This window comes from Pirellulales bacterium (assembly GCA_035546535.1).
Taxonomy (GTDB): domain Bacteria; phylum Planctomycetota; class Planctomycetia; order Pirellulales; family JACPPG01; genus JACPPG01.
Genome location: DASZWQ010000057.1, coordinates 50,815 through 74,693 on the forward strand (window position 1 = coordinate 50,815; position 23,879 = coordinate 74,693).

Annotated in this window: 16 protein-coding genes; 9 read left to right on the top strand and 7 right to left on the bottom strand. The window is 63.0% G+C overall.

Annotation, left to right across the window (positions count from 1 at the left end):
* The first annotated feature begins 1 nt into the window (after position 1).
* A complete protein-coding gene (locus VHD36_07485; protein ID HVU87146.1) occupies positions 2-2,863 on the top strand; it encodes a TlpA disulfide reductase family protein in 2,862 nt (953 codons plus the stop codon).
* A 663-nt stretch (positions 2,864-3,526) separates the two neighbouring features.
* Complete coding sequence (locus tag VHD36_07490; GenBank protein HVU87147.1) at positions 3,527-4,915, top strand: DUF1501 domain-containing protein; 1,389 nt, start codon at positions 3,527-3,529, stop codon at positions 4,913-4,915.
* A gap of 271 nt (positions 4,916-5,186) precedes the next feature.
* On the opposite strand, the gene VHD36_07495 is transcribed toward VHD36_07490, so the two are convergent.
* Positions 5,187-6,035 carry a transporter gene (locus tag VHD36_07495; protein HVU87148.1) on the bottom strand — a complete coding sequence of 283 codons (849 nt, stop codon included), beginning with the start codon at positions 6,033-6,035 and terminating at the stop codon, positions 5,187-5,189.
* Positions 6,036-6,393: 358 nt separating this feature from the next.
* Between VHD36_07495 and VHD36_07500 the strand changes: the two genes are divergently transcribed.
* Positions 6,394-7,878, top strand: a complete 1,485-nt coding sequence (locus tag VHD36_07500; GenBank protein ID HVU87149.1) for an outer membrane beta-barrel protein — start codon at positions 6,394-6,396, stop codon at positions 7,876-7,878.
* A gap of 247 nt (positions 7,879-8,125) precedes the next feature.
* Complete coding sequence (locus VHD36_07505) at positions 8,126-9,205, top strand: CaiB/BaiF CoA-transferase family protein (protein HVU87150.1); 1,080 nt, start codon at positions 8,126-8,128, stop codon at positions 9,203-9,205.
* 82 nt (positions 9,206-9,287) lie between these two features.
* Here the strand turns inward: VHD36_07505 and VHD36_07510 are convergent, their stop codons facing one another.
* Positions 9,288-10,409 (bottom strand): DUF5009 domain-containing protein, encoded by a 1,122-nt coding sequence (locus VHD36_07510; GenBank protein HVU87151.1) that lies wholly within the window; start codon positions 10,407-10,409, stop codon positions 9,288-9,290.
* 517 nt (positions 10,410-10,926) lie between these two features.
* Between VHD36_07510 and VHD36_07515 the strand changes: the two genes are divergently transcribed.
* The 3 genes from VHD36_07515 (at position 10,927) to VHD36_07525 (ending at position 14,482) form a co-directional block, all read left to right on the top strand.
* The gene (locus tag VHD36_07515; GenBank protein HVU87152.1) at positions 10,927-12,276 is read left to right on the top strand and encodes a DUF1501 domain-containing protein; all 1,350 of its coding nucleotides are present in this window, start codon (positions 10,927-10,929) and stop codon (positions 12,274-12,276) included.
* 824 nt (positions 12,277-13,100) lie between these two features.
* On the top strand, positions 13,101-14,027 hold the full coding sequence (locus VHD36_07520; protein HVU87153.1) for a rhomboid family intramembrane serine protease: 927 nt from the start codon (positions 13,101-13,103) through the stop codon (positions 14,025-14,027).
* A gap of 323 nt (positions 14,028-14,350) precedes the next feature.
* Positions 14,351-14,482, top strand: coding sequence for a hypothetical protein (locus VHD36_07525; protein HVU87154.1), 132 nt, complete (start codon positions 14,351-14,353; stop codon positions 14,480-14,482).
* Positions 14,483-14,603: 121 nt separating this feature from the next.
* Here the strand turns inward: VHD36_07525 and VHD36_07530 are convergent, their stop codons facing one another.
* From VHD36_07530 to VHD36_07540, 3 genes are all read right to left on the bottom strand, one after another.
* Complete coding sequence (locus VHD36_07530) at positions 14,604-16,277, bottom strand: AMP-binding protein (GenBank protein HVU87155.1); 1,674 nt, start codon at positions 16,275-16,277, stop codon at positions 14,604-14,606.
* A 63-nt stretch (positions 16,278-16,340) separates the two neighbouring features.
* Positions 16,341-17,501: an LptF/LptG family permease gene (locus VHD36_07535; protein ID HVU87156.1), complete on the bottom strand. Its 1,161-nt coding sequence runs from the start codon at positions 17,499-17,501 to the stop codon at positions 16,341-16,343.
* A gap of 179 nt (positions 17,502-17,680) precedes the next feature.
* Positions 17,681-18,955, bottom strand: coding sequence for a PLP-dependent aminotransferase family protein (locus VHD36_07540; GenBank protein HVU87157.1), 1,275 nt, complete (start codon positions 18,953-18,955; stop codon positions 17,681-17,683).
* A gap of 198 nt (positions 18,956-19,153) precedes the next feature.
* On the opposite strand from VHD36_07540, the gene VHD36_07545 reads away from it, so the two are divergent.
* Together VHD36_07545 and hemC are read left to right on the top strand one after the other, a co-directional pair.
* Positions 19,154-19,927, top strand: a complete 774-nt coding sequence (locus VHD36_07545; protein HVU87158.1) for a ComF family protein — start codon at positions 19,154-19,156, stop codon at positions 19,925-19,927.
* A gap of 73 nt (positions 19,928-20,000) precedes the next feature.
* Positions 20,001-20,927 (top strand): hydroxymethylbilane synthase, encoded by a 927-nt coding sequence (hemC, locus tag VHD36_07550; protein ID HVU87159.1) that lies wholly within the window; start codon positions 20,001-20,003, stop codon positions 20,925-20,927.
* Between the two features lie 58 nt (positions 20,928-20,985).
* On the opposite strand, the gene VHD36_07555 is transcribed toward hemC, so the two are convergent.
* Positions 20,986-22,074, bottom strand: coding sequence for a PEP-CTERM sorting domain-containing protein (locus tag VHD36_07555; GenBank protein ID HVU87160.1), 1,089 nt, complete (start codon positions 22,072-22,074; stop codon positions 20,986-20,988).
* An 81-nt stretch (positions 22,075-22,155) separates the two neighbouring features.
* Positions 22,156-23,241 carry a PEP-CTERM sorting domain-containing protein gene (locus VHD36_07560; protein ID HVU87161.1) on the bottom strand — a complete coding sequence of 362 codons (1,086 nt, stop codon included), beginning with the start codon at positions 23,239-23,241 and terminating at the stop codon, positions 22,156-22,158.
* Positions 23,242-23,879: the final 638 nt, after the last annotated feature.

A 23,879-nucleotide genomic window follows, 5' to 3' on the forward strand; every position in this document is an offset into this window, starting at 1 on the left:
AATGCTTAATCGATGCACTGAGGAAAGGGCGAGCGAGTTGCAACGGCGCCGCCGTTTTTGCCGAAGCGCGGGCCGCGTTGTCCCGGCGGTCGTGGCGGCCTGCTGCTTGCTCATCGCGGGCACGGGGCAACTCGCCGCAGCCGACGACGCCGCGAATGCCCAGCGGCAGCCGATGCTGCACCTGCAAGATCGCGATTCAGCAACGGGCCACCTGGCCGATTCGGTCGGCCCGGAAAAGCTGCTGTGGGCATCGCCCGCGTTTGCCGCGCCGCTCGAGTTTCCGATCGCGGCGCTGCGGACCGTGCACTTTCCGGTGAACGCTAATCTTCCCCAGCCGGCCGGCGAATACGGCGTCGAACTATCGGGTGGAGACGCCTTTTTCGGCGAGCTGTTGGAACTCGACAAGCAGCAGCTTGTCTTCGATGCCGCGGGGCTCGGCCCGTTGCACATCGATCGTAGCGTGTTGCGTCGCTTGTATCGGATGAAGGCCATCGAGCTGATTTTCGCCGGACCCAACGGGCTGGACGGTTGGAAAGTGTCGGGCAGCAACAGCGCCTGGCGCGAGGATCGAGGGCATTTGGTCTCGGACGAGATCGGCGCCGTGATCCGCCGCGATTTCGGCACGCCGGCGCTTGCGCGCTACGAGATCGAGTTGTCGTGGAAGACCAAGCCCGATTTCGATCTGGCCTTCGGCGTGGGCGAGGATCCCAAGTCGGTGCTTCGCGCGTTCCGGCTCGACGTGTGGGACAGCAAGATCGTCGCCTGGCGCGAGACCGAGCGGGAAGCGGACGTCACGGCCTTGACGCGCATCGAGCCGGGGCCCGGCCGGATTCACTTGCAGATCATGATCGATCAGGAGAACGGCCGCATGATGGTGTTGTCGCCGTTTGGCGAGAAGCTGGCCGATCTGCGCGTAGCCAGCGGCAAGCCCCAGGTTCACGGCGGCTTGCAATTGACGAACAAGAGTGGCGATATCCGCGTCGAGCGCCTGCGCGTCGGTCGCTGGAACGGCGAAGCGCCGCACGCCGTCACGGCCGAAAAGGCCCGGCTGCACATTACCGATGGGACCGTCATCTACGGCCACGTCGAATCGTTCGACGCCGCTCAAAAACAATTCCTCGTTCACACCGACGAAGGTGACAAGCAACTGGCCGAGAATCAGGTGCAAGACATCGTTCTCGCCCCGGAAGCAAAGCCCGTTGATCCCACGCAAGTGATCAGCGCCCTGTTCACCGCCGGCGGTCGCGCAAGCGGCACGCTCATCAAGATCGAACAGGGCAAGATCTGGCTGCAATCGGCAGGGATCAAAGAATCGATCGCGGCACCGCTCGATTCGCTGTACGCCCTGGTGGGGCATGCGTCGGATCAAGAGCCGCCCAAGGATTTGCCGCTACCGAGCCGCGAAGGACGCCTGGAAATCGATGGGCTGGCACTGCGCGGCGCACTCGCGAACTCGGGCGACGGCGCAGCTAATGCGCTGGTCTGGCAGCCGCGCAATACCAAGGCCGGCAGCCCATTGGCGGCCAACGTCTCGGGGCGGGTTGTTTATCGCGATCGGCCCACGCCCAAATCACTTGTCCAAAAGGGCGTGCAGCCGGCCCGCGCCGTGGGCGCCGCGGCAGCTGGTGGCGGCTTGCGAGCAGGCGTCGTGGCCCAGGCGGGTGCTCAAGCCGGTGGGCAAAAGGCCGCGCAATCCGATGCGCTTCAACCCACCGGCGGACCCAAGCCGAAAAAGGGTGAGGCCGTATTGCACCTCCGCTTCGGTGACACGATTCCGGGCCTGGTGACGCAGATCGACGAGAACGGCGTCACGTTCAAGTCCGCGATCAGCGATGCGACGTTCATACCGCACGCACAAATCCAGGCGATCGAGTTGATGCCCGAGGCGAAGTCGACGAGCATCGCCCGGCAGAAGAAGGAGCGGCTGCTAACGGTTCCGCGCATGCAGCGCGACAATCCGCCGACGCACCTGATCCGCTCCGACGACGGCGACTATCTGCGTTGCCGGCTGCTGACGATGAACGAGACCGAGCTCGCGGTCGAGGTGCGGTTGGAAAAGAAAACGGTGCCGCGCGCCGGCATTGCGCGGATTATCTGGTTGCACCCCGACACGGCCGAAGCCGCGGCGCCCGCGGCCGTCCTGCCTGGCACGCGCGTGCAAGCGTTACAAGGGGACGGTAATCGGCTGACCTTCTTCGCCACGCGATTCGAGGGCTCGGTCCTCTCCGGCACGAGCGAGCTTTTGGGCAATTGCCACGTCGACGTTGGGCAGATCGACGAGTTGCTGTTCGGCACGGCCATCGAGGCCGAGGCGGCGTCGCTTGTCTTCCATCAGTGGCAACTGACGGCCGCGGCCGAACCGCTCGCCAACCCCGACGGCGAAGGAGGAGAAGGCGAAGCGTCGGGGCTCGACTCCGCGCTCGTCGGTAAACAGGCCCCCGACTTCCAGCTCGACATGCTCGACGGCACGAAGTTCGTCCTGGCCGAGAACCGGGCCCACGTCCTGGTGCTCGACTTCTGGGCTTCCTGGTGCGGACCCTGCCGGCAGGCGATGCCGCAGGTCGACAAAGTGGCGCGCGAATTCGCCGACCAGGGCGTAAAGCTCGTGGCCGTGAACCTGGCCGAGACGCCGGACCAGGTGCGCACGGCACTCACGCAACTGCAGCTCGACATGCCTGTGGCGCTAGATCGGCAAGGGCGCGTCGCCGAGCAATACGGCGCAAACGCGATTCCACAAACCGTGATCGTCGGCCGCGACGGCGTGGTGCAGCGCCTCTTCGTCGGCGCCGGCAACCATTTTGATGAGCAATTACGAGCTGCGCTTCGCGCTGTGCTGACGCCGGAAGATAAAGAAGCAAAGTAGCACACCTGGTGCCGCTGGTGGCTGCCCACCAGTGCAACGGTCGATTAGCTGTAAAGCCTCAAATGGTAACCGTTTGATGACGGCCCACCGATCGATGCCTATCACTAGGCCCACCCGCCGACGATGGTTCCAGTTTGGAACAGGGACAATGTTGGTCGTGGTGACGTTGGTTGCCGTATGGTTGTGTGCCATGATGCCCATCTGGGAGAGACGGGCGTATCGGCAGTGGCTAGTTGAACATGGCGGCAGGTCAAACACAGCCGCGTGGATAGCAGATCATGCGCCGGGCGAGCCGAGCAGTGCTGCGACGATACCAGTGTGGAGAGTGTGGTTAGGAGACGAAGCTATTGGAGACGTGTTCCTTCCATTTGGGGCTTCGGGGGACGATGTAGAAAGGGCCGAGGCGCTATTTCCGGAAGCGGTAAATGTTTCGGCAATCACGCTAAGCCCAGAAGCGGAGTTTGCGCCATAACGGCCCCAAGCACCGCCACCAATGATTGGTTGGGGGCTTGATGCACGCGCTCCGCTAAATCCCTGTTGCTGCACAAATTAATCACCCGAGACCCACCGCACTTGTTCCAGCTCACGAATTGTGCGATCGTAAAAGACCTCGCTAGCACACCCCGCCGCTTTCATTACTCGCCCGGCACGCCTACCAAATCAGTGAATCGCCGCGAACTCCTACGCTTCGGACTCGCAGGGCTTGGCAGCCTGTCGCTGCCGGGGCTGTTGCGATTGCGCGCGGCGGCCGGCGCAGCCAACGCTTCGCAGCCGCGCACGGCACTGATTCTCGTCTGGCTGCGCGGCGGCGGCAGCCATCTGGAAACGTACGATCCCAAGCCCGAGGCGAGTACCGACTTTCGCGGGCCGTTCGGCACGATCGACACCCGCGTGCCGGGCTTACGGCTGGGCGAGCTATTGCCTCGTCACGCCGCGATCGCCGATCGCTTCACGATCTTGCGATCGATGGCCCATACCGGCGGCGGGCATCCGGCCGGTTCGCTGCAATTACTCACCGGTGACCCCTCACCGGCTGACAAGCCCAAGCCCGAGTTCCCTGACTTTCTCACGGTCGCCAACTACTTGCGCTTCGACCCGGCGCGCAAGATTCCCAACTTCGTCGGTGTCAACGGCATCTCGAGCTACGACGGCTTCGTGATCGCAGGATCGGCCTACCTGGGCGCGCGGTACGATCCGTTTCGCGTCACGGGCGACCCCAGCCGCCCCGATTTTTCGGTTCCGAATATCGGCGTCCGCACCACGGACGACGCCCGCCATTTGAGCAATCGCGTGGCGCTGCGCCAGTCGTTCGACCGCATGCGGCGCGAGATCGACAGCTCGTCGAACATGCGGGCGATCGATTCGTTCGAGGCGCAAGCCCTCAGCCTGCTGACCAGCTCGGAGGCGCAGCGCGCCTTCGACATCAGCCAGGAGGAAGATCGGGTCCGCGATCGCTACGGCCGCAACGCGTGGGGCCAGCAATGCCTGATGGCGCGGCGCCTGGTCGAAGCCGGCGTGGAATTGATCACCACCACCTTCGACGGACCGCTGTGCGGCCGCGTCGCCAACTGGGACGACCATGCGGTGAACCATCACGTCTTCGACGCGCTCGCTTTCCGGCTGCCGGTCTTCGATCAGGCCGTGACGGCCCTGGTCGAAGATATCTACGAGCGTGGGCTGGACCGCCGCGTGCTGGTCGTGGTCACGGGCGAGTTCGGCCGCACGCCGCGCATCTCGTACGTCGCCAGCAGCGGCGGCGGCGTAGCGAGCGGCCCGCAGGGAACCGTGCAGCCGGGCCGTGACCACTGGCCCAATGCTAACAGCATGCTCTTCGCCGGGGGCGGCATACGCACCGGGCAGGTCATCGGCGGGACCGACCGCCGCGGCGAGGAAGTCATAGACCGCCGCTTCGGCGTCGGAGATTTTCTGGCCACCATGTACCGCCACCTGGGCATCGATGCCGCGCGCGTGGCGATCCCCAATTTCGCCGGCCGCCCGATCCCCATCCTCAATGACGGCGCGCCGATCGCGGAGTTGCATCCCGTGGCGTAGCGCTGAGAGACGGTATTCGCGAAGGCTGAAGAAGTCATCCACAGTGTTCATGCCGCCCGAGCGGCACCCGAAGGCATGAAAATATGCGTTGGCGGTTATGTTTCGACGTTGGCTTCCGGGCGATTTACTGAGCAGATTTCGCAGATTGACGCAGATTTCAGGAAAAGATCGCGCGCGATTCAGATCGTCTCATTCCCTCCGCGAAATCTGTGTAATCGGCGGATGCATTCGTTCGTCGGCGCAGCCGAGACGGCTGCACCACAAGGATTGCTCAGAATCGCCAGCCGAACCCGATGTTGTTGAAGAATTTCGCCGTCTGCTCGTTGAGGCCAAAGCCGAAGCGACCGCCGAGTTCGAAATTCGGCGTCAACAGCACGTGCCCGCCGAAGCTGATGTATTGCTGGCTGGTTGATGGTTCTCTGCCGGACGTGACGACGCCGAAGTACTCGGCATGGACCGCCCAGCGATCGTTCAAAGGAATTTTCAAGACCGTCGAGGGAGCCCATTGGTTGAAGCTGTCGACGCGGTTGTCATTCAACCCAAAGCGCAGCGAAGAATTCCATTGCCACCCGTTGGGAAGGTTCCAGCCGAACACCTCGGCCAGGACCAGGCGCGAGAAGGTCGAAGGGCCCGACGTCGGCGTATAGCCCTCGAGGATCACGGAGCTTTCGGGAATCCAACCCGATTGCTGGTTCTGCTCGAACTTGAAGCCGTAGAGCACGCGCGATTCCTTCTCGGTGACGAAATCTTCGTCTCCCAGGTCACTGCCCGAGACAGCCCCGGTGGGCCCGCCCGCTTCGTAGTTCCAGCCCAGCCGGATTTCAAAGCGGTCGGTGATGCCCGTGCGCACGAGCAGCTCGGGCACGCTGTTGGCATCGGGCACGTTACGGTTGGCGATGAACGAATAGCTCGATTCGACGATCACGCGCGAGGTGCCGACCGTGCTCGTGGCGGGCGTGAACGAATCGCGGTCGGTTTCCAACTCGTTGCCGGGCGGGTTGAAAGTCGTGGGGCGTCCGCGCGCATCCTGGGCGTGCGCGCGCTCGATTCCGTCGAGAATCGTGCATGCCGCGGCAATGATCAGTAAGCTCCTGATCGGCAGGCAATTGAGCCGATGCACGCACCCTTCCTTGCGAGAAACGGACGAGACTGCGATTCGCCAAGGGATTCTTCGACCAGCGGACGCCGGCCCGTTCGGAGTTTGCCGGCGATGATCCGGGCTGCTGGCATCGCCGGCGTGCCCGCAAAGTTTGCCGATTTTCCCCTGGCTGTGGCGCGCCAAGAGGCGAAGTGAATTTCTGTCACACCGATTCCAGCGGCACAACCGTCACCGCCGATACTGCCCTTACAACCGGCACGATCGTCATGCCGGCGGCCTGCTGTCTTCCCGCAAAGACACTCGCCGCCGGCCGGCAGCTTGATCGCGTCCGACTACTTCGCGGACTTCGGCGCTCCAGACCCACGGAGACGGCTCAGCAATGTCGTCGTATTTGCCCTGCTTGCGCGCGATTGTCTTTGCGTGCGGCTGCTTTCTCGCCGTCGCGCGACTGCCTGCCCAGATTGTGAATCTGGACGACGAAGCGCCACCCGAACCACCGGTCGCCGGCGCGGCGGAATTTTCAAACGATGCCCCGCCGCACGTCGACGGCGCGACCGCGCAACCGCACGAGTTCGGCGATCCGGAAATGATCGGCCCTGGTGGGCTCTCGGGCGCTCGCGCAGCGCTCGAGTACGACGGCGACGAGGGCTGCGTGGTCAGCGACAGTTGCAGCGGTGGTTGCCGGGTCGGTTCTCGTCCGGCGTGCGCGGCACGGTGCCAGTGCCCGACGTGCCGGCTAAAAGCCGTATGGACCGATCCCTACAACCGCGTACTGCCACAAAGCGGTCCCATTCGCATTCGCGGTTGGATCGACGGCGGCATCCTCGGCAACACGTCGAATCCCGACAGTCACTTCAACGGGCCGTACAACGCCACGGAAGTCGACAACGGGCAATTGAACCAGCTTTACCTGATCGCCGATCGCCCGATGGCCGCCGACGGCTCGTGGACGTACGGCGGACGCTTCGATTTGCTGTACGGCGGCGACTACAACCTGGCCCAGTCGACGGGACTGGAAGCGGATATTAACGGTACCCCGCGGTGGAACAGCAATCAGTTCATTGGGCTGGCCTTGCCGCAGGCGTACGCCGAGATCGGCACGAAATACACTTCGGTCAAAGGCGGTCACTTCTACACAGTGGTCGGCTACGAAGGGGTGCAATCGCCGACGAACTTTTTCTACTCGCACGCCTACAGCTACATGTTCGCCGGGCCGTTCACCAACTGGGGCGGCATGTTCAACGCCACCCGCGGCAACTGGCAGCTACAAGCCGGCATTGTCAATGGATGGAACAATCTTGTGCAGCAGCAGAACCACGGCAACTTCCTCGGTAACTTGCGATACACCGGCAAAGCCGGCTGGACGTCTTTGGCAGTGATCACGGGCGATGAGTTCAGCAACCCCGGCAATTTGCCGAACGTGGTCAACGCCTACACGAATCGCACGCGCTACAGCTTCATTGTCGATTTGCAGCCCACGTCGCGTCTGGAATATGTCTTTCACCAGTGGCTCGGCAGCCAGGCGCAAGGTGCGCCGGGCGGCGGCACGGCCCTGTGGTACGGCATCGACCAGTACGTTTACTACAAGCTGGCCGACACCGTGCGATTGGGGACGCGCATCGAATGGTTCCGCGACCAGAGCGGCACCCGCGTCGGCCTCACCGAGCAATCGAACCCCAACAAGGTGCCGCTGCCGGGCAACTTCACCTCCTGGACGTGGGGTATCAACTGGACGCCGTATCAGAACGTCATGCTGCGGCCCGAAATCCGCTGGGACAGCTACCGCGGACCGGCCAAGCCCTTCGACGATGGGCTGCGCACGTACCAGTTCCTGATCGGCATGGACGCGATCGTGCAGTTCTAACGGACCCGCTTGGGGCAATCGCTCTGTTCGTTACGCGCAGTAACGCACACAAGCCCGAAGCGCCAGCGAGGGTGCTTTTTCGGCTTCCAGAGTAGCACGATCCCTCGCTCGCGCTTCGGGCTTGTGGGCCGACCGTACTGACCGCCGCCCACTCGCTGCAAAAGCGCGTGGCCGCGCCGCGATGCAGATGTTAGTGTAACGGCGTGCCCTCACTTCGAGCGCGAAGCCCTCCGTAGAGAGTTCGCCGATGCCGCCGCTGTCAGGAATTCACGTCCTCGATTTGTCGCTGTTGTTGCCCGGCCCGTTGGCGACGCAAGTATTGCGCGACCTGGGGGCGCGTGTCACCAAGGTCGAGCCGCCCAGCCCTGGCGATTACATGGCGCTTTGGCCGCCGATGGTCGGTCCGATTTCGGCGACGTACGCGGCCGTGAATCGCGGCAAGACGATCGTTTCGCTCAATTTGAAACTCGACGCGGATCGCGCCCGCTTTCTCGATTTGGTCCGTGAGGCCGACGTCGTGCTGGAAGGTTTTCGCCCAGGCGTCATCGACAAGCTGGGCATCGGCTTTCCGGTTCTCAGCAGGGTCAATCCGCGCGTGATTTTGTGCAGCGTATCGGGCTATGGGCAGCATGGTCCGTATGCGCAGCGCGCCGGCCACGATCTGAATTATCAGGCTCTGGCGGGCGTGCTGTCGATCTCGGGCGGCGCCGAAGCCTCGCCGGCGAATCCGCCGCTGCAAGTCGCGGACACGGCGGCCGGCTCGTACGCGGCCGCGATGCTGGTGCTCGCTGCGCTCTTCGAGCGACACTCGACCGGCCGCGGACGGCATATCGACGTCAGCATGTCCGAACAGCTCCTACCGCTAATGACCACGCTGTACGCGGCGGCCGACGCGCTTGAGCGCGATCCACAGCGCGACGGCGAGCTCTTGAGCGGCGGCGCGCCGTGCTACCGCGTCTTTCGCACCAAGGACGGCCAGTTCATCACGATCGGCGCCCTGGAGCCAAAGTTCTGGGCAGCCTTGGTGACGCGGCTGGGCATGCCCGAGCTGATCGAGGCCCCCTTTCACGGTGGGCCGGACTCGTTGGCGACGCTCGCACGGCTGTCCGATGCCTTTGCGACAAGAACCCGCGCGCAGTGCGAGGCGTTGTTGGGCGACGCCGACGCTTGTTGCGAACCGGTGCTCACTTTCGGTGAAGTGCGCGAGCATCCGCACTGGCAGGCGCGCCAGAGTTTCCTGTCGCTGCCGACGCCTGATGGTCGCACGCTGCACGTGCCGAAAATGCCCGGCTCGTTGGCCGGCTTTGACACCGAAGAAAACGCGTAATCGCTGAAGACCCGCCCTCGGGTGCCACGGTTGGCTCGTCCACCAGTGCAAAACGGAGTGCGGCCGCGTTGGTACTTTCGCCTCATATCCGGATGAAAATCCGCTTCGAATACATCCACCACAGGATGGCGAACTCGAGCAGCAGTTGCACCGTGATCGCGGCTACGCCCGCCCAGGGGCCTAGCCACGCCGCGATATCGCCGCCCACGAAGCGCAGCGCGATCTTATCGAACGGCACGATCTCGGCGGCAATGTAGATGAAGATGGCATTTGACCCAATAACCACGAACGGCATGCACCAGCGGCGCAGCTGCCAGATGTCGATCAACTGATAAAACAGCGCCAACAGCAGACAGCTATAGCCGCCAGCCACGAGCGCGTAGGACGAGGTCCACATTTTCTTGTTGATCGGCACCCAGATTCCCCATACCTGACCTGCGACCAGCGCCGCCACGCCTGCCAGCGCGAGCGCCAATACCTTCCGCTGCGGCGACACGCGGTCGTTCCGCAATAGCTCACCGCTGAGAAGGCCAATCAAGCACGTGCCGATCGCGGGGATCGTGCTCAAGAGTCCTTCCGGATCCCATCCCCACTGCCGAAACCAGGCCCGGCCCGGCAGTAGTAGTCGATCAACATGGCCGGCCAGGTTCCCTTCGGGCGTGTAGTCGCCTGCGGCGAACCCGGGTACCGGAACAAACGCCAATAAAGCCGCGTAACCAATCAACAAGGTGGCCAGCAGAACCGCCTGGCCGCGCAGCCGCAGATTCAGAAACACGATCGCGCCGAAGAAGTAGCACACGGCGATTCGCTGCAGGACACCCACCCAGCGAATCTCGCTCCAGGGGTTTGCCAGCCCGCCGTAAAACAGCACCCCCAGCGCGTAAAGCACGAGCGTGCGTCGGACGATCCGCCCGTAGAGGGCGCGGCGATCGCCCGTTTCATCGCGTCGGTTGCCCAGCGAGAGCACGATCGACACTCCGACGACGTAGATGAACAGCGGGAATATCAGATCGTAGAACGTGAAACCGTGCCACTTGGCATGCTCGAGTTGCTCGGCGGCGAAGGTCACCGGCCGCCAGTCCGAAAGTTTGCGCAGCGCCGCGACCAGACCATCGGCCCCCATGATCCAGAACATGTCGAAGCCGCGCAGCGCATCGATCGACAGCAATCGGTTTTGCGGCGCGGCCGAGGGGAGTTGAGGCATGTTCAAGTCGCGAGGGGGTAGGGCCACGAATTTTGCGGAAAGCTGGCATTCTGAGCACCGTGCGGCGGCGTAACAAGCCTCTGCGGGCCACACGGGCGCATTCGCCGATTTGGCGGTGCCGCATCGGCCGGTTAAACTGGCACGCTTACTTGCGGTTGACGATTCGAGGCGGTCGACCGCTGCATGGACATGGCTTTGGGGGAATTCTGCCGTGCTCTCGTCGCTCTTGGGTGTGCTCGTCGTTTTGTTCGCTCTGCTGGTTCCGATCTGGATCGTTGCCAAGTTGCTGTTCAGCGATACCTCGGCATAACGGCCCGACTGGACCTTTGTCGCGCGCGTCGCACGCATGCGTCACCGGCTGCCGGCACGCGCACGGTGGGTGTTCCCAAGCGCGCTCAGACTCGGCACAAGGGCTGCCCACGGGGCCGATTTCATTGCTCCTGGCCACGCATTGGCTTACACTGGCAGGACCTGCCCGGAGCCCTCCCCACCCCAATCATCGCGGACGCGCAGCACCATGCCACGGCAATTCTCTCGCCGGCAAATGCTCGAAATCGGCGGCCTTGGACTGGCCGGCGTCTCGCTGCCGCGATTGCTGCGTGCCGAAGCGACGGCCTCGGCCGCCGGCCTTACGCCGCGTGCCGATTCGTGCATCATTATTTTCCTCAATGGCGGGCCGAGCCATCTCGACATGTGGGACATGAAGCCGCAGGCCCCCGACGGCATTCGCGGTGAATTCCAGCCCATCGATACCAGTCTGCCGGGCGTGCAGTTTTCGGAACATTTGCCGCGGCTGGCCACGCAGATGCATCGCGCGACGTTGATTCGCTCGATGCACCACAGCGTGAACAACGCTCACGCGGCCGCGGTGTATACGTCGCTGACAGGCCACGACCGCGGCGAGATCGGGGGCGGCACGCTGCCCACCGACAACCCCTCGCCAGGCTCGGTGATGGCGATGCTACGCCCGCCCAAGCAACAGATCGTGCCGCACATCACGTTGCCGTACATTACCAAGGAAGGCGCCGGCGGCCCGCCGCAGCCGGGCTTCTTCGGCGGCCTGCTCGGGCATGCCTACGATCCACTCTTCGTGCTCCGCGATCCGAATGCTCCCGACTTTGCCGTGCCCGAGCTGACGCTGCTGGCGGACGTGTCGCTCGAGCGGTTGGCGGCGCGGCGGTCGTTGCTTTCCGAGGTCGATCAGCGCTTCGCCGGCCCGGGCCGCGCGCGGCAAGACTCGATGGACCGCTTTCAGCAACGGGCTCTCGATCTGCTGACCTCGGAAACGACGCAGCAAGCGTTCCGCCTCTCGGCCGAACCGGACAAGGTGCGCGACTCTTATGGCCGGAACATCTATGGTCAGAGTGTGCTTTTGGCCCGCCGAATGATCGAGGCCGGCACGCGCCTGGTTACGATTTCCTGGGCGCCCGACGCGAACGCCACCTGGGACACCCACGGCGGCAACTTCAAGAAGTTGAAAAACACGCTGTTGCCGCAATTCGACGCCGCCTGCACCAGCCTGATCTCGGATCTGGCCGATCGTGGCATGCTCGATCGAACATTGGTGGCGGTGCTAGGCGACTTCGGCCGCACGCCCAAGATCAATGCCAGCGATGCCGGCCGCGATCATTGGAACTTCTGCTACAGCGTCTTTCTCGCCGGCGGCGGATTCAAGCCGGGCTTCGTGTATGGCGCCAGCGACAAGATCGGCGCCTTTCCCGCGCGCAACGCCATGACGCCGGGCGATTGCATCGCGACCTTGTATCACGTGCTGGGGATCGACGCCGGCATGTTCATTCACGATCAATTCCAGCGGCCGCACCGCCTGGTGCCGCGCGGCGAGATCGTTGGCGAGCTGCTCGCCTGATCACTGGCGCCCAACAGGCGTTTCCGTTGCCGGCGCCGCGAGTTTGGGGCGTCCGTTCCGTAACCGTGCGGGGCGGTCATTCCGGAGCGCTCCCGTTCGGCACGTCGCGCGCGGCCCCTGCCCGTTTCACTGGCGGCGGCGGTCACGTTTTGTGGCATCGCGCTCGTCGCGGATGCCTTTTCCGAGGTCGGTCCAGCGAATTCCTTCTATGAGCTAAACAGCCACGCGGCAAATGGTTTACGTCGCCCGTACAGCCGCGAAATCGCCGCTCCGGGAGGGCGGCTGGCATTCGGGTTGCTCTGGCGAGCGGCTCAAACGGCAAGCGCCCGGCGCTCGCTGATCAGAAGCTTTGGGGATCGATCATTCGATAGGGCAAATCGGGTTGTTTTTCAGGGGCTGATTGCGACGGGCCGGATCGCTGCCGCCTGCTATTCAGCCGCGTCGATTGCCCACCCCGAATCACACGTTCGCGATCGCGAAGATGCTTCGCGAGTTTTGATGTTCGTCTGGCTTCCGCCTAGCCAGAAGGATGCCCGGTCTCGGGCGGGCGGCGCAAGCCGCCCGCCCAGCCGGGTTTTTCACGCGGGACGGCATGCGCCGCACCTGTCCCCTTACATCCCGCTCTCCGCACAGCGTTTACGTTCCGCGGCGATTCTTGCTGCACGGCGAGTTTTTGGCGCACGCCGGCGAGTTCCTGGAACTTGCGTCGTCGGCTCCCCTTGGACTGTTGCCTGGTGCAAGGTAGCTTTGAAAGCGGCGTCGCGTCGTTGTGCCGCTGCCCTGGCGCGCCGCGCGGGCGAATTTCGCTTCTTCAGGAACAGTGCATGCGCCAGATCGGCACAGTCCCCCAGACCGGCGATGCCCAGCGCTTGGCTGATTACCTGCTGACGCTGGGGATACGTTGCCGCGTCGATGCCCAAGAAGGTGGCGCCGGGATATGGGTTTACGACGAAGACCAGCGCGACCAAGCCAAGCGATTGCTTGACGAATTCCTGGCCCACCCGACGGACCCTCGTTACCACGAGGCAGCGCGGCAGGCCCGCGCCATCGAGCGGTCGGCCGCCGCGCAAGAAAAGCAATACCGCAAGAACGTCGTCGATCTACGCACTCGCTGGGAAGGGAGCGGGTCGGGCCGCCGCCCCGTAACGGTCGCGTTGGTTGCCATAAGCTGCGCGGTCGCGTTCTTCCTCGGCTTCGGCGGGCAGGCCGATAGCGCTGCCCGACTGGCCGATTTGTGGTTCACGCCCCCCGTAATTGTCGACGGGCAGATCGTCGGTTTCAAGTTCTTATCGGCGACCCTTGAAGGGGAGTGGTGGCGGCTTGTCACGCCGATTTTCATCCACATCTTTCCCATGCACCTGCTTTTCAATATGTTCGCGACGTTCGACCTGGGTTCGATGGTCGAACTTCGCATCGGCTCGTGGCGCACGGCCGGCATGGTGCTCGTGATGGCCGTCGTCTCGAACCTGGGTCAGTATTGGTGGGAATTGCACGAAGGACATATGTCTGCCTTCGGAGGCATGTCCGGCGTGGGTTACGGATTGTTCGGCTACATCTGGATTCGAAGCCGAATCAATCCCATGTCGGGCTTCTATCTGACCCCTTCGACGGTCACGATCATGATGGGCTGGTTTTTCTTGTGCTTCACGTCACTACTTGGACCCGTGGCCAACGCAGCGCACGCCGCCGGACTGCTAACCGGCATGGCCTTTGCGTATTTGCCAACGGTTGGGCGGCCGCGCGGGGCATAACTCGCGCAATTCCCGGCACACTGTGCGCTGTGCGCCGGATTTAAGGGCGCGCCAAGCGATTTGCCACGTAAAAACCCGCGGCCACGCTTGGCCGCTACTTGTCAGCCGGCTCGCGGAAGCCCTACAATGCGGCCACCTCGTGCGTGGCAGGCAACGCGCCCGTGGCGAGGTTCCGGCGTAGATTCCAACGCGGCGGTTCCAACACGATCAGGATCCGCCGCTCGTGCGTGCGATTACTGGGTGATGCGATCTGCCGCGTGCGTTCGGCCCCATGTTGGCGCGCGGGGCAGGTCGAAGGATGTTTTTCACAAGGAGAGATTACGATGAGTAAGTTGTTCGCGCTTGTAGCGATTGTCGGTCTGGGCGTGTCGATCGTCGGCTGCGGCGAGCAGAAGAAGCCCGCGGCTCCGGCTGCACCGGCGGCTCCGGCGGGTGGCGAAGCCGCTCCCAAGTAGTCCGCTGCCTCAAAGCGCGGAAACGGGCGCCGACACCTAAGCAGGCGTCCCTGGATTGAAATGCGAGAATTCGCGAAGGGAGGAATGCCTCGTGCATCCTCCTTTTTTTTGCGCGCTTGCGCTAGGCCGTGTCGGCCTGTTTCAGGCCCAACTCCTCGATCATCACTTCACGGACTTTGAACTTCTGAATTTTCCCGGTTACGGTCTGTGGGAAAACCTCGACGAAGCGCACGTAACGCGGCACCTTGTAATGCGCGAGCTTGCCCCGGCAGAACTCGCGCACTTCCGTCTCGCTTAGCGCTGCACCCGGTTTGAGCTTGATCCAGGCACACAGCTCTTCGACGTATTTCGGGTCAGGCACGCCTATGACCGTCGCTTGCTCGATCGCCGGGTGCGTGAACAAAAATTCTTCGATCTCGCGCGGGTAGATATTCTCGCCGCCGCGGATGACCATGTCCTTGATCCGCCCGGTGATGCGGTAATAGCCGTTCGGCTGTCGCATCGCCAGGTCGCCCGTGTGCAGCCACCCGTCGGCATCAATGGCCTTCGAGGTGGCCTCGGGATTGTTGTAGTAGCCGCGCATCACGACATGACCGCGCGCGCACAGTTCGCCTTGCTCGCCGTCCTCGAGTGTGCGGCCATCGGCCGGATCGATCAACTTTACCTCGACCCCCGGCAGCGGCCGGCCCACCGTTTCGACGCGCAGTTCCAGCGGATCGTCGAAACGCGTTTGCGTGATCACGGGGGAAGCCTCGGTCTGGCCGTAGGCGATCGTGATTTCGCGGGCGCCCATGCGATCGACCACTTGCCGCATTACCTCGATCGGGCAGGGGCTGCCCGACATGATCCCGGTGCGCAAGCTCGACAAGTCGCGCGTGGCAAAGGTCTCGTGCTGCAACTGGGCGATGAACATGGTCGGCACGCCATACAGGACCGTGGCGCGTTCGCTTTCGATGGCGGCGAGGGTTGCTCCGGGGTCGAACGATTCGGCCGGCACGATCATCGCCGCGCCATAGACGATCGAGCACATGTTCGCCAGCACGCAGCCGAAGCAATGGTAAAACGGCACCGGAATGCAAATCCGATCGACCTCGCTCATCCGCTGGCAGCCGCCGACGTAGTAGGCGTTGTACAAAAGATTCCGATGGCTCAGCGTGGCTGCCTTCGGAAAGCCGGTCGTGCCTGATGTGTATTGGATGTTGATCGGATCCGTGGGCGAAAGTTGTTCGCCGTGCAGGGTCAGGTCAACCGAAGGATCGCCGCCGGCCAGCATCTCGTTCCAAGAAATCGCGCCGCGCGGCGTTTCGCCCTTCAGCGCCACGACCGATCGCAGCCGCGGGAACTTTTCACAGGTCAACGTTCCCGTGCAACCGGCCAGTTCAGGGCACACCTCGGCCAGCATTGCGAAATAGTCCGACGTCTTGAAACGATCGACGAGGAACAGCGCCACGGCGTCGCTCTGCCGCAGCACATACTCCAGCTCGAACGGACGGTACGCCGGATTGATCGTTACCAGCACCGCGCCAATTCGCGCCGTGGCGAATTGCAGAACGACCCATTGCGGAACGTTCGTCGCCCAGATGGCAACGTGCTCGCCGCGGCGGACACCCAGCGCCAACAGGCCCCGCGCCGCACGGTCGATCTCGCCCAAAAGTTCCGCGAAGCTATAGCGCACGCCCAGTGCCGGGAACACCAGCGCATCGCGGTCCGGGAACGCCCGGGCCGTGCGCACGAGCACCTGGCCGATCGAGAGCCCCTCGACCCAGGGCACGTTCTGTTCGTGTGCTGTCTGCATTCGTCGCGCGGTGACAGGATTCGCCACCGTCCCCGTCGTTTGGTTTGCTACCGCCATGACATTCTACCTCCGCGTGCGCTCGAACATCGCGACCGCAATCGGCACGTACACCATCAGGGGAAGCCATGCCGAGAGGGCCGGGCTGAGCATGTACACCGTACCCAGGTATTGGCACGAGAGCACCGTCAACGAGTAAACGCTGACCAGGCCCACGCACATGCCGATCGAGAGGAACATGTTCCGGCTCTCGCGCGACAGGACGAGCGGCAACCCCAGAAACAACAGGGTAATGTCCAACAGGGGCTGCACGACTCGCACGTGTACGGCCACGCGCACGTCGGGACCGAAATCGAGGCTGGGATTTTTCAGCCCGGCGACCATTTCCGAGACCGACGAGAATTGTCGCCATTGGGCGCCGCCTTGCAATTGCTCGAAAGTGACATCGCTGACGACAAAGCACTGGTTCGGTTCGAGCCAGCCCTTGGCGTCGGCGGGCGTGATAATCACGTCGTGCCCGCCGAGGCGCAGCGACCCGCGCTCGTCGATGCCGGCGGGCTCTTTGACTTCATCGAGCAAATAGCCGCCAGGATGCCCGTTCTCGGGCTCCTTGTAAAAGGCGCTCGTTGCGGTGAGCTGCGTGCCCCAGGCGCTCAACTCAGGCGGCAAGAGAAAGCTGGCCGTCTGGATCCGTTTTTCGTTGGTGAAGAGCGTGTTGCCGCGCAGGAGGATGTTCGTCTGATTATCGCGCTGCGGCCGAAATTGCTGCGCCTGGTCGCCGGCCAGGTTCCGCGCATCGCGGCTCAATTGTTGACGCATCCGCGGGATGACCAGCTCGCGGCCGGCGGCGGTCAAAAGCGCCAAGGTGACGCAGGCGAAGATAACCGGCTTAACGACCCGCACCCGCGAGATACCGGCCGCCATGAGCGCCGTCAGTTCATTGTGCCTTTGAATCCAGGTCACGGTGAACATCGCCGCGATCAGCGAAATCACGCCGCTCAGACGCTCGAAAAAGCCGATCGACTTGTAGAAGTAGTAGTCACCCAGCGTCCGCAGCAGTGAGCCCTCGACCTCCGAGTAGCGCAGAAAATCATCCAGGTGGCTGAACGCATCCAGCACGACGTACAGGCCCGTCAAGCTGATGAAGCAGATCGCAAAGACGTGAACGAACTGCTTCAGCAAATAGCGATCGACGATTTTCATCGGGGGGGCGCAGTCGCGATCCACGGGGCGAATCCGGCTGGCCGTCGTACGAAGCGACGGCCCCGGTGTGCTAGCACCAACGCGCGAAAACAGCGGGTTTCCGCGGCACAGGATAGGTCGGCGGCCGCCGACCGCCAAGATGGATTTGTGCTGTTGATCGCCGGGAACAGGCGGGAATTCGCCTGCGCCCTGGAAACTTCGCACTAACCGGGCGTTTTCCGAATCGCCCGGGCCAGGGCTTCGATCCCGCGCTCGATCCGCTCGACCGGCTGCACGGCGTAACAAAGCCGGATCGTGTTCGCCCCGCCGTAGCGCGCCGGGTCGCAATAGAAGTATTCGCCCGGCACGTACAGAACGCCTTCCTCGACGGCATGGTCGAAGAGCGTTCCGCTCGGTCCGGTTTCGATTTCTTCCGGAAGCCTTAGCCAAACGTAGATGCCGCCCGTCGAGCGTTCCCAAGTGACGCCGGGCAGCGGGCCAAGAAACCGTTCGCAAGCGGCGAGGCTCGCGCGCAATTTCTCTCGGTAATGCTCGCGCAGCTTTTCGATCTGCGGGCGCAACAATCCGGCTTCGATCACCGCCGTCATCACGTGCTGACTGAAATTTGGCGCCCCGAAATCGATATTTCCCTTCTGATTCGCGACGGGTTCAATGAGGTCGCGCGGCAGGATGCCCCAGCCGACGCGCAGGCCCGGCGAATACGACTTCGAAAACGTCTCAGTGAGGATCACCGTGTCCCCTTCCGTGTCGAACGAGCGCAGGCTGGGGACGTCGGCTCCTTCGTAGCGCAGCTCACGATAGGCGGCATCTTCGATGATGCGGATCGTGCCGCGCCGCGACCAGCGCTTAATGATCTCGACCACCGGCCCGCGCCGCTCCTCGGCCAGCGTGCGCGTGCTGGGATTGTCGAAGTACGAAACGACGTACAGCGCCTTCACCCGGCCCAGTTCGCCGGCCGCCTCGAGCCGCGCGAGCTCCTCCTCGAGCGCTTCGGGAATTAGGCCGTGTTCGTCGGTGGCAATGCCGATGGGGCGCGCCCCGATATTGTGCAAAATGCCCAGGAACACGAAGTACGTGGGCTCGGTACACAGCACGATGTCGCCGGGGTTGCACAGCGTATCGACCAGCAGGTGCAATAGCTCGTTGCTGCCCGCGGTCATCAACACCTGGTCGACAGCGATGTGTTGTCCCGCCAGTGCGTCGCCATCGTTCTCGTGGAGCAGCCCGAGCACGGCCTCGCGCAGCGGCAAATAACCCGCCGGCGCGCCGTACTGCAAAGCGGCCTGGCCACGGCGTGTGTCGCCCAACACGGCGGCGATGGCCTGCTGCGTCTCTTCGACCGGCAAGGTCACCTGATCGACAAAACCTGCGGCCAGCGAAATCAACTCGGGATGCGCAAGGGCCTTGTGCATCAGCTCGCTGATCGGTTGATTGGCGGCCGAAATGGCCCGGCGGCTCAAGGAGTCGACCGAAGACATAGGCAGGTTCTCTGGCCGGGAGACAGACGAATGGGGACGGAGTAGCATAAGGCAGGCGGGCGTGCAGGGTCAAATTGGACGCGAATCGAAGCGTTCCATCGCGAGAGTGACACCGGAACGCTCCATTTTGTTCATCCGTTTGTGGCGCTCGATGGGCCAATTCAACTCCCCGATACGAAGCGTATGCGAATCGGCGCCATGTCTCTCGAACTGCTGCGGCAACTGCGAGCCGGTAGCGCCAGCCGGGGCGTAGCCAGGGCGGCTCGGGCGGCGCTCGAGCTCGTGCTGCCGCCCCGTTGCGCATGGTGCCTGGCGGATAGCCCCTCGGTGGCCGCCGGGACACTTTTGTGCGAGGTGTGCCGGCGGGAAATGTTGGGCCAGGGGACCGATCGATGCCCGCGCTGCGCGGGCGCCATCGCCGGACCTGCGGCCCGCTGCCCGCATTGCCACGATCGGCGACTGTACTTCGATCACGTTCTCGCGCTCGGTTCCTACACCGATACGCTGCGGCAATGCGTGCTGCGGCTGAAGGGGCCAGGAAACGAAGCACTTGCCAAAGCGATGGGGCAACTGCTCGCCCAACAAGCGCAGGCGCTGCAGCTGGAGAAGCCGGATGCCGTGATCGCCGTGCCGATGCATTGGGGGCGGCGATTGGTGCGCCGTGCCAATAATGCCGAGCTGATCGCCGCGGCACTGGCGACACGACTGCGCGTCCCGCTTTGGCATCGGGCCGTGCGCCGGGTGCGCAACACCCGCAAGCAGGGCCCCATGCTGCGGACCGAGCGGTTGCATAACATGCGCGGCGCCTTCCGGGCACGAGCGGAATTCGACTTCGCGAAGCGCCGCATCCTGGTGGTCGACGACGTCCTCACCACCGGCGCCACTTGCGACGAGCTGGCCAAGGTCCTCCGGCGCGCAGGGGCCGCGACGGTGACGGTGGCCGTGCTGGCCCGGGCCGAAACGCTCCGTTGAAGAAATCGGCCATCGCTTATAATGCACCTTCGCTACGACGTCTTTGGAAACAGTTGAAGAATAGGATCCCCTGTTGTCTTCCGGCCCGTTACGAATCGGTACCCGTGCGAGCATCCTGGCCCGTTGGCAGGCCGATTGGGTCGCGGCGCGGCTGCGCGAGCACGGGCAACCGATCGAGATCGTGCTCGTATCGACGCGCGGCGATCGCGACCAGTCACGTTCCATCGGCGCGATCGGCGGCGATGGCCTCTTCACCAAGGAATTGCAGCGCAGCCTGCTGGCCGAGGAAATCGACCTGGCTGTGCATAGCTTGAAGGACTTGCCCACCGAACCGGTGGCGGGCCTGACGATCGGCGCCGTGCCGCAGCGTGGACCGATCGGCGACGTTTTGGTAGCCCGCGACGCAAAGAGCTTCGCCGAGCTGCGGCAAGGCGCAGTCATCGGCACCGGCAGCCAGCGACGGCGTGCGCAATTGCTGCACGCGCGCTCGGATCTCGTGATGAGGGACGTGCGCGGCAATGTCGAAACGCGTCTGCGGAAGCTGCGCGATGGCGAATACGACGCGTTGATCCTGGCCGAGGCCGGGCTGACACGGTTGGGACTCGCCCACGAAATCACGGAGCTGCTGCCGCCATCGCTCATGCTACCGGCCATCGGCCAGGGAGCGCTGGGCATTGAGTGTCGCGCGGACGATGCGCGCACTCGCGCGGCGATCCAACCGCTCGATGATGTCAACACCCACTGCGCCGTCACGGCCGAACGGGAGTTGTTGCGAGCGCTCAGCGGCGGTTGCCTGGCACCGGTGGCCGCTTGGGGACGGATCGAACCCGACGGGCTGTTACGGTTGACCGCCGCCGTGCTCAGCGTCGACGGACGGCAACGGCTTTTTGCCGAAGACACCGCGGCCGCCGAATCAGCCGAAGAATTGGGTCAAAAAGTCGCCGCCGATCTCGCGGCCCAGGGAGCGGCGGAGCTGATCCGCGCCGCACGGGAAAGCTAAAGCGATTTCTCGGCGCCTGCCGTCGGACGAACACCGATCTGGTCCCAAAGGGCGATGATTATTTCCTTCGTCGCCAGGCCACGAGCAGCAGGCCGCCCAGCGCGGCGAGCGCCAGCGTCGACGGCTCGGGCACATTGGGCACAACTGTGATCCCGCTCGCGAGCAATAGATTGAACGCTGGCCCCGTCCCGTGAGTGCTATCCGAAAGGATCGTTCGGTTCCCGGTGAGCGGATCAACGGACAGTATTGCCGAGGTGGCAGTCGTCAGGTCTATTGTACTCGGCGTAAAAATCGAGCCATCCAGGCCGACCGCCAGTGTAAGTGCCAAGCCAAGGGCCGGCCCGGATCCGACCGGATTGCCGGCAACGCTGCTGGAAATGATGGTCCGATCACCGGTGACGGGGTTCACTTCCACGAGACTTGGGCCGTTGTCGGTAGTAAACAAGTTTCCGGCACTGTTGAGCGCAACATCGGTGGTCTCTCCGAAGCTCGGCCCCGCGCCGACGCCCTGTCCGGAAACGAGCGTCGGCACGCCGGTCATAGCGTTGATGTTATATATACCGCCAAGAGTGGTTAAGGTCGCGGCCGCGTAGATATTCGATCCGCTAACGGCAAAGCCCGCGCCCTCAAACGTTGAGAACGCGGTGCGGTTTCCAGTGGCGGGATCGATGAGCGCCATTCCCTGATTTCCGGTAACGAGGATACTATTACCAAAGTCGCGCGCCGCCGTGTAGGGACCGATCGACGAGCCGGAATTCGCCACCGAATCGCTGATCAAGGTGCGATCTCCTGTGGACGGGTCGATGCGCATAATCGCCGATAAGAGGTCAACACCGTTTACCGATTCTAGCGTGACCAGCAAACTGCCGCCCGGTTCGTAGCTTACGTACGCGGAGAGGGTTGTAGAACCCTTCGGTCCGTAATTGAGCGACGGGCCGTCACCCGTCGTATTGTCCGAAATCACGGTACGATTGCCGGTCGTCGGGTTGACTTCCAGCAACGCATAATCCGGATTTCCCGAAGTTCCAAGATTTGCCGCGACGACGACATCGCCCGGCTGCAACGTGACACCGTTGGCGACCGGCACAATCACACAGCCTACGAAGATCGTTGCTCCGACTGAAAAAAGACGATGCGTGGATAACATGGAATACCTCGGCGTTGAATTGATGAAGACCGAACGCAAAAAATCAAATAGATGACTTCTCGGCGAATCAAATACCAATTCTCATTTCCGGCGTTGCCAGGCCACGAGCAGCAGGCCGCCCAGCGCGGCGAGCGCCAGCGTCGACGGCTCGGGCACGTTGGGGACGACCATAATTCCGCTGACGGCGGTAGTCAGGTTGAAGATCGGTCCGGTGCCAATCGTGGCGTCGGAAATGATCGTCCGGTTCCCGGTGAGCGGATCGATCGACGCAATGGACACCGTGTCTGGAGCCATAAAACCGGTAGTGAATATCGTTCCGTCTGGGGCGACTGCCAGGCGAAATGCGCCGACCAAGAGGTCGGGACCAGTGCCCACCGTACTGCCGGCGGCGTCGCTGGAAATAATCGTTCGATCGCCGGTAATGGGATCGACGTTGTAGACTGTGTGTCCGTCAAGCACAAGCAAGTTACCTGCGCTGTTAAGCGCGACGTCCTGCGGACGATGAAGATCAGGACCGGTGCCAACGCCTTGGCCGGAAATCAATGTCGGCGTGCCGGTGGACGCGTTGATTGCGTAAACGCTTGCCTGATCGGCGGAGGCAGCATATATGTTCGAGCCATCGATGGCGAAGCCCGAGACGTTTACCGCGGAGAATGCCGTGCGGTTGCCGGTGGCGGGATCGATGAGCGCCGTTCCCTGAGGGCCGCCTACGAGGATGCTGTTACCAAAGTCGCGCGCGGCGACGTAGTACACAGGCGGTCCGGAATTTGCGAGTTCATCACTGACGAGAGTGCGATCTCCTGTTGCTGGGTCGACACGTAGAAGAGCAGATCCTGTGCTAGAGTTGGGGCTCGCGACCGTGACGAGCAAACTACCGTCCGCTTGATAGCTGATATACGGGATTGCCGGAAAATCTATCCCAATGTCTGAGACGTAGTTATAGTAAAGCGACGGCCCGGTTCCGATCGAATTGTCGGAAATCACGGTACGATTCCCCGTCGCAGGGTCGATCTCCAGCAGCGCAAAATCTGGGTTCTTCCCAGTTCCGAGGTCGACCCCGACCACGACATCGCCAGGCTGCAGAGTGACACCGTGAGCAATGGACACAATCAGAAAACTTACGAATGGGGCTGCCCCGATCATCAGAAAACGATACATGGATAACATGGAATGCCTCCGCCCTGGGAAAAACAAAAACGTAGAATGACAAGTAGATGAATTAACGCCCGCCATCGCGATAGCGCGACGCGGCAGCGAGAATCGCAGCCGGTAAGAATTGGCAGCATCCGTTCCAAAATGCTGCAAACCGGCTTAGAGAAGGCTCATTAGCGTGCTCTGCCAAACGCTCGAACGACCAGAGAGGTTTAACAAGGAGTGTAAATCGGTCGCAAGCGGCTCGCCACGCGAAATGACCTTCTTAACGCAATCGCAAGCTTCAACATAGCGCCTCGCGATGGAGGATGTCGCCGAGTGATTGATGGGATCGTGGCGCAGGGCGTTTGGCGAGGGGCGTCATCGTTCGGTTTACGTCGCAGCGACGTCCGACCGTTTTGGGCGGCCGCGGCCTCTTCCGAGCGATTTTCCAGCCGCTGAACTAAGACAAAATGTCGTTGCCGATTTCGCGGCTCGGCGGGCTTACGAGCTGATTCGGGCCGCACGGGAAAGCTGACGGGCGATTTGGCGAGCCCGGGCCGGCGGATTACATTGCAACCGGGGTTTGGCTTCCGCGGCGGCAGGCCGGTCCTGAATGTCCCGAAGCCTATTGCAAAGGGTATTCGCCATGCGAATGTTCTTGCTCATTGTGG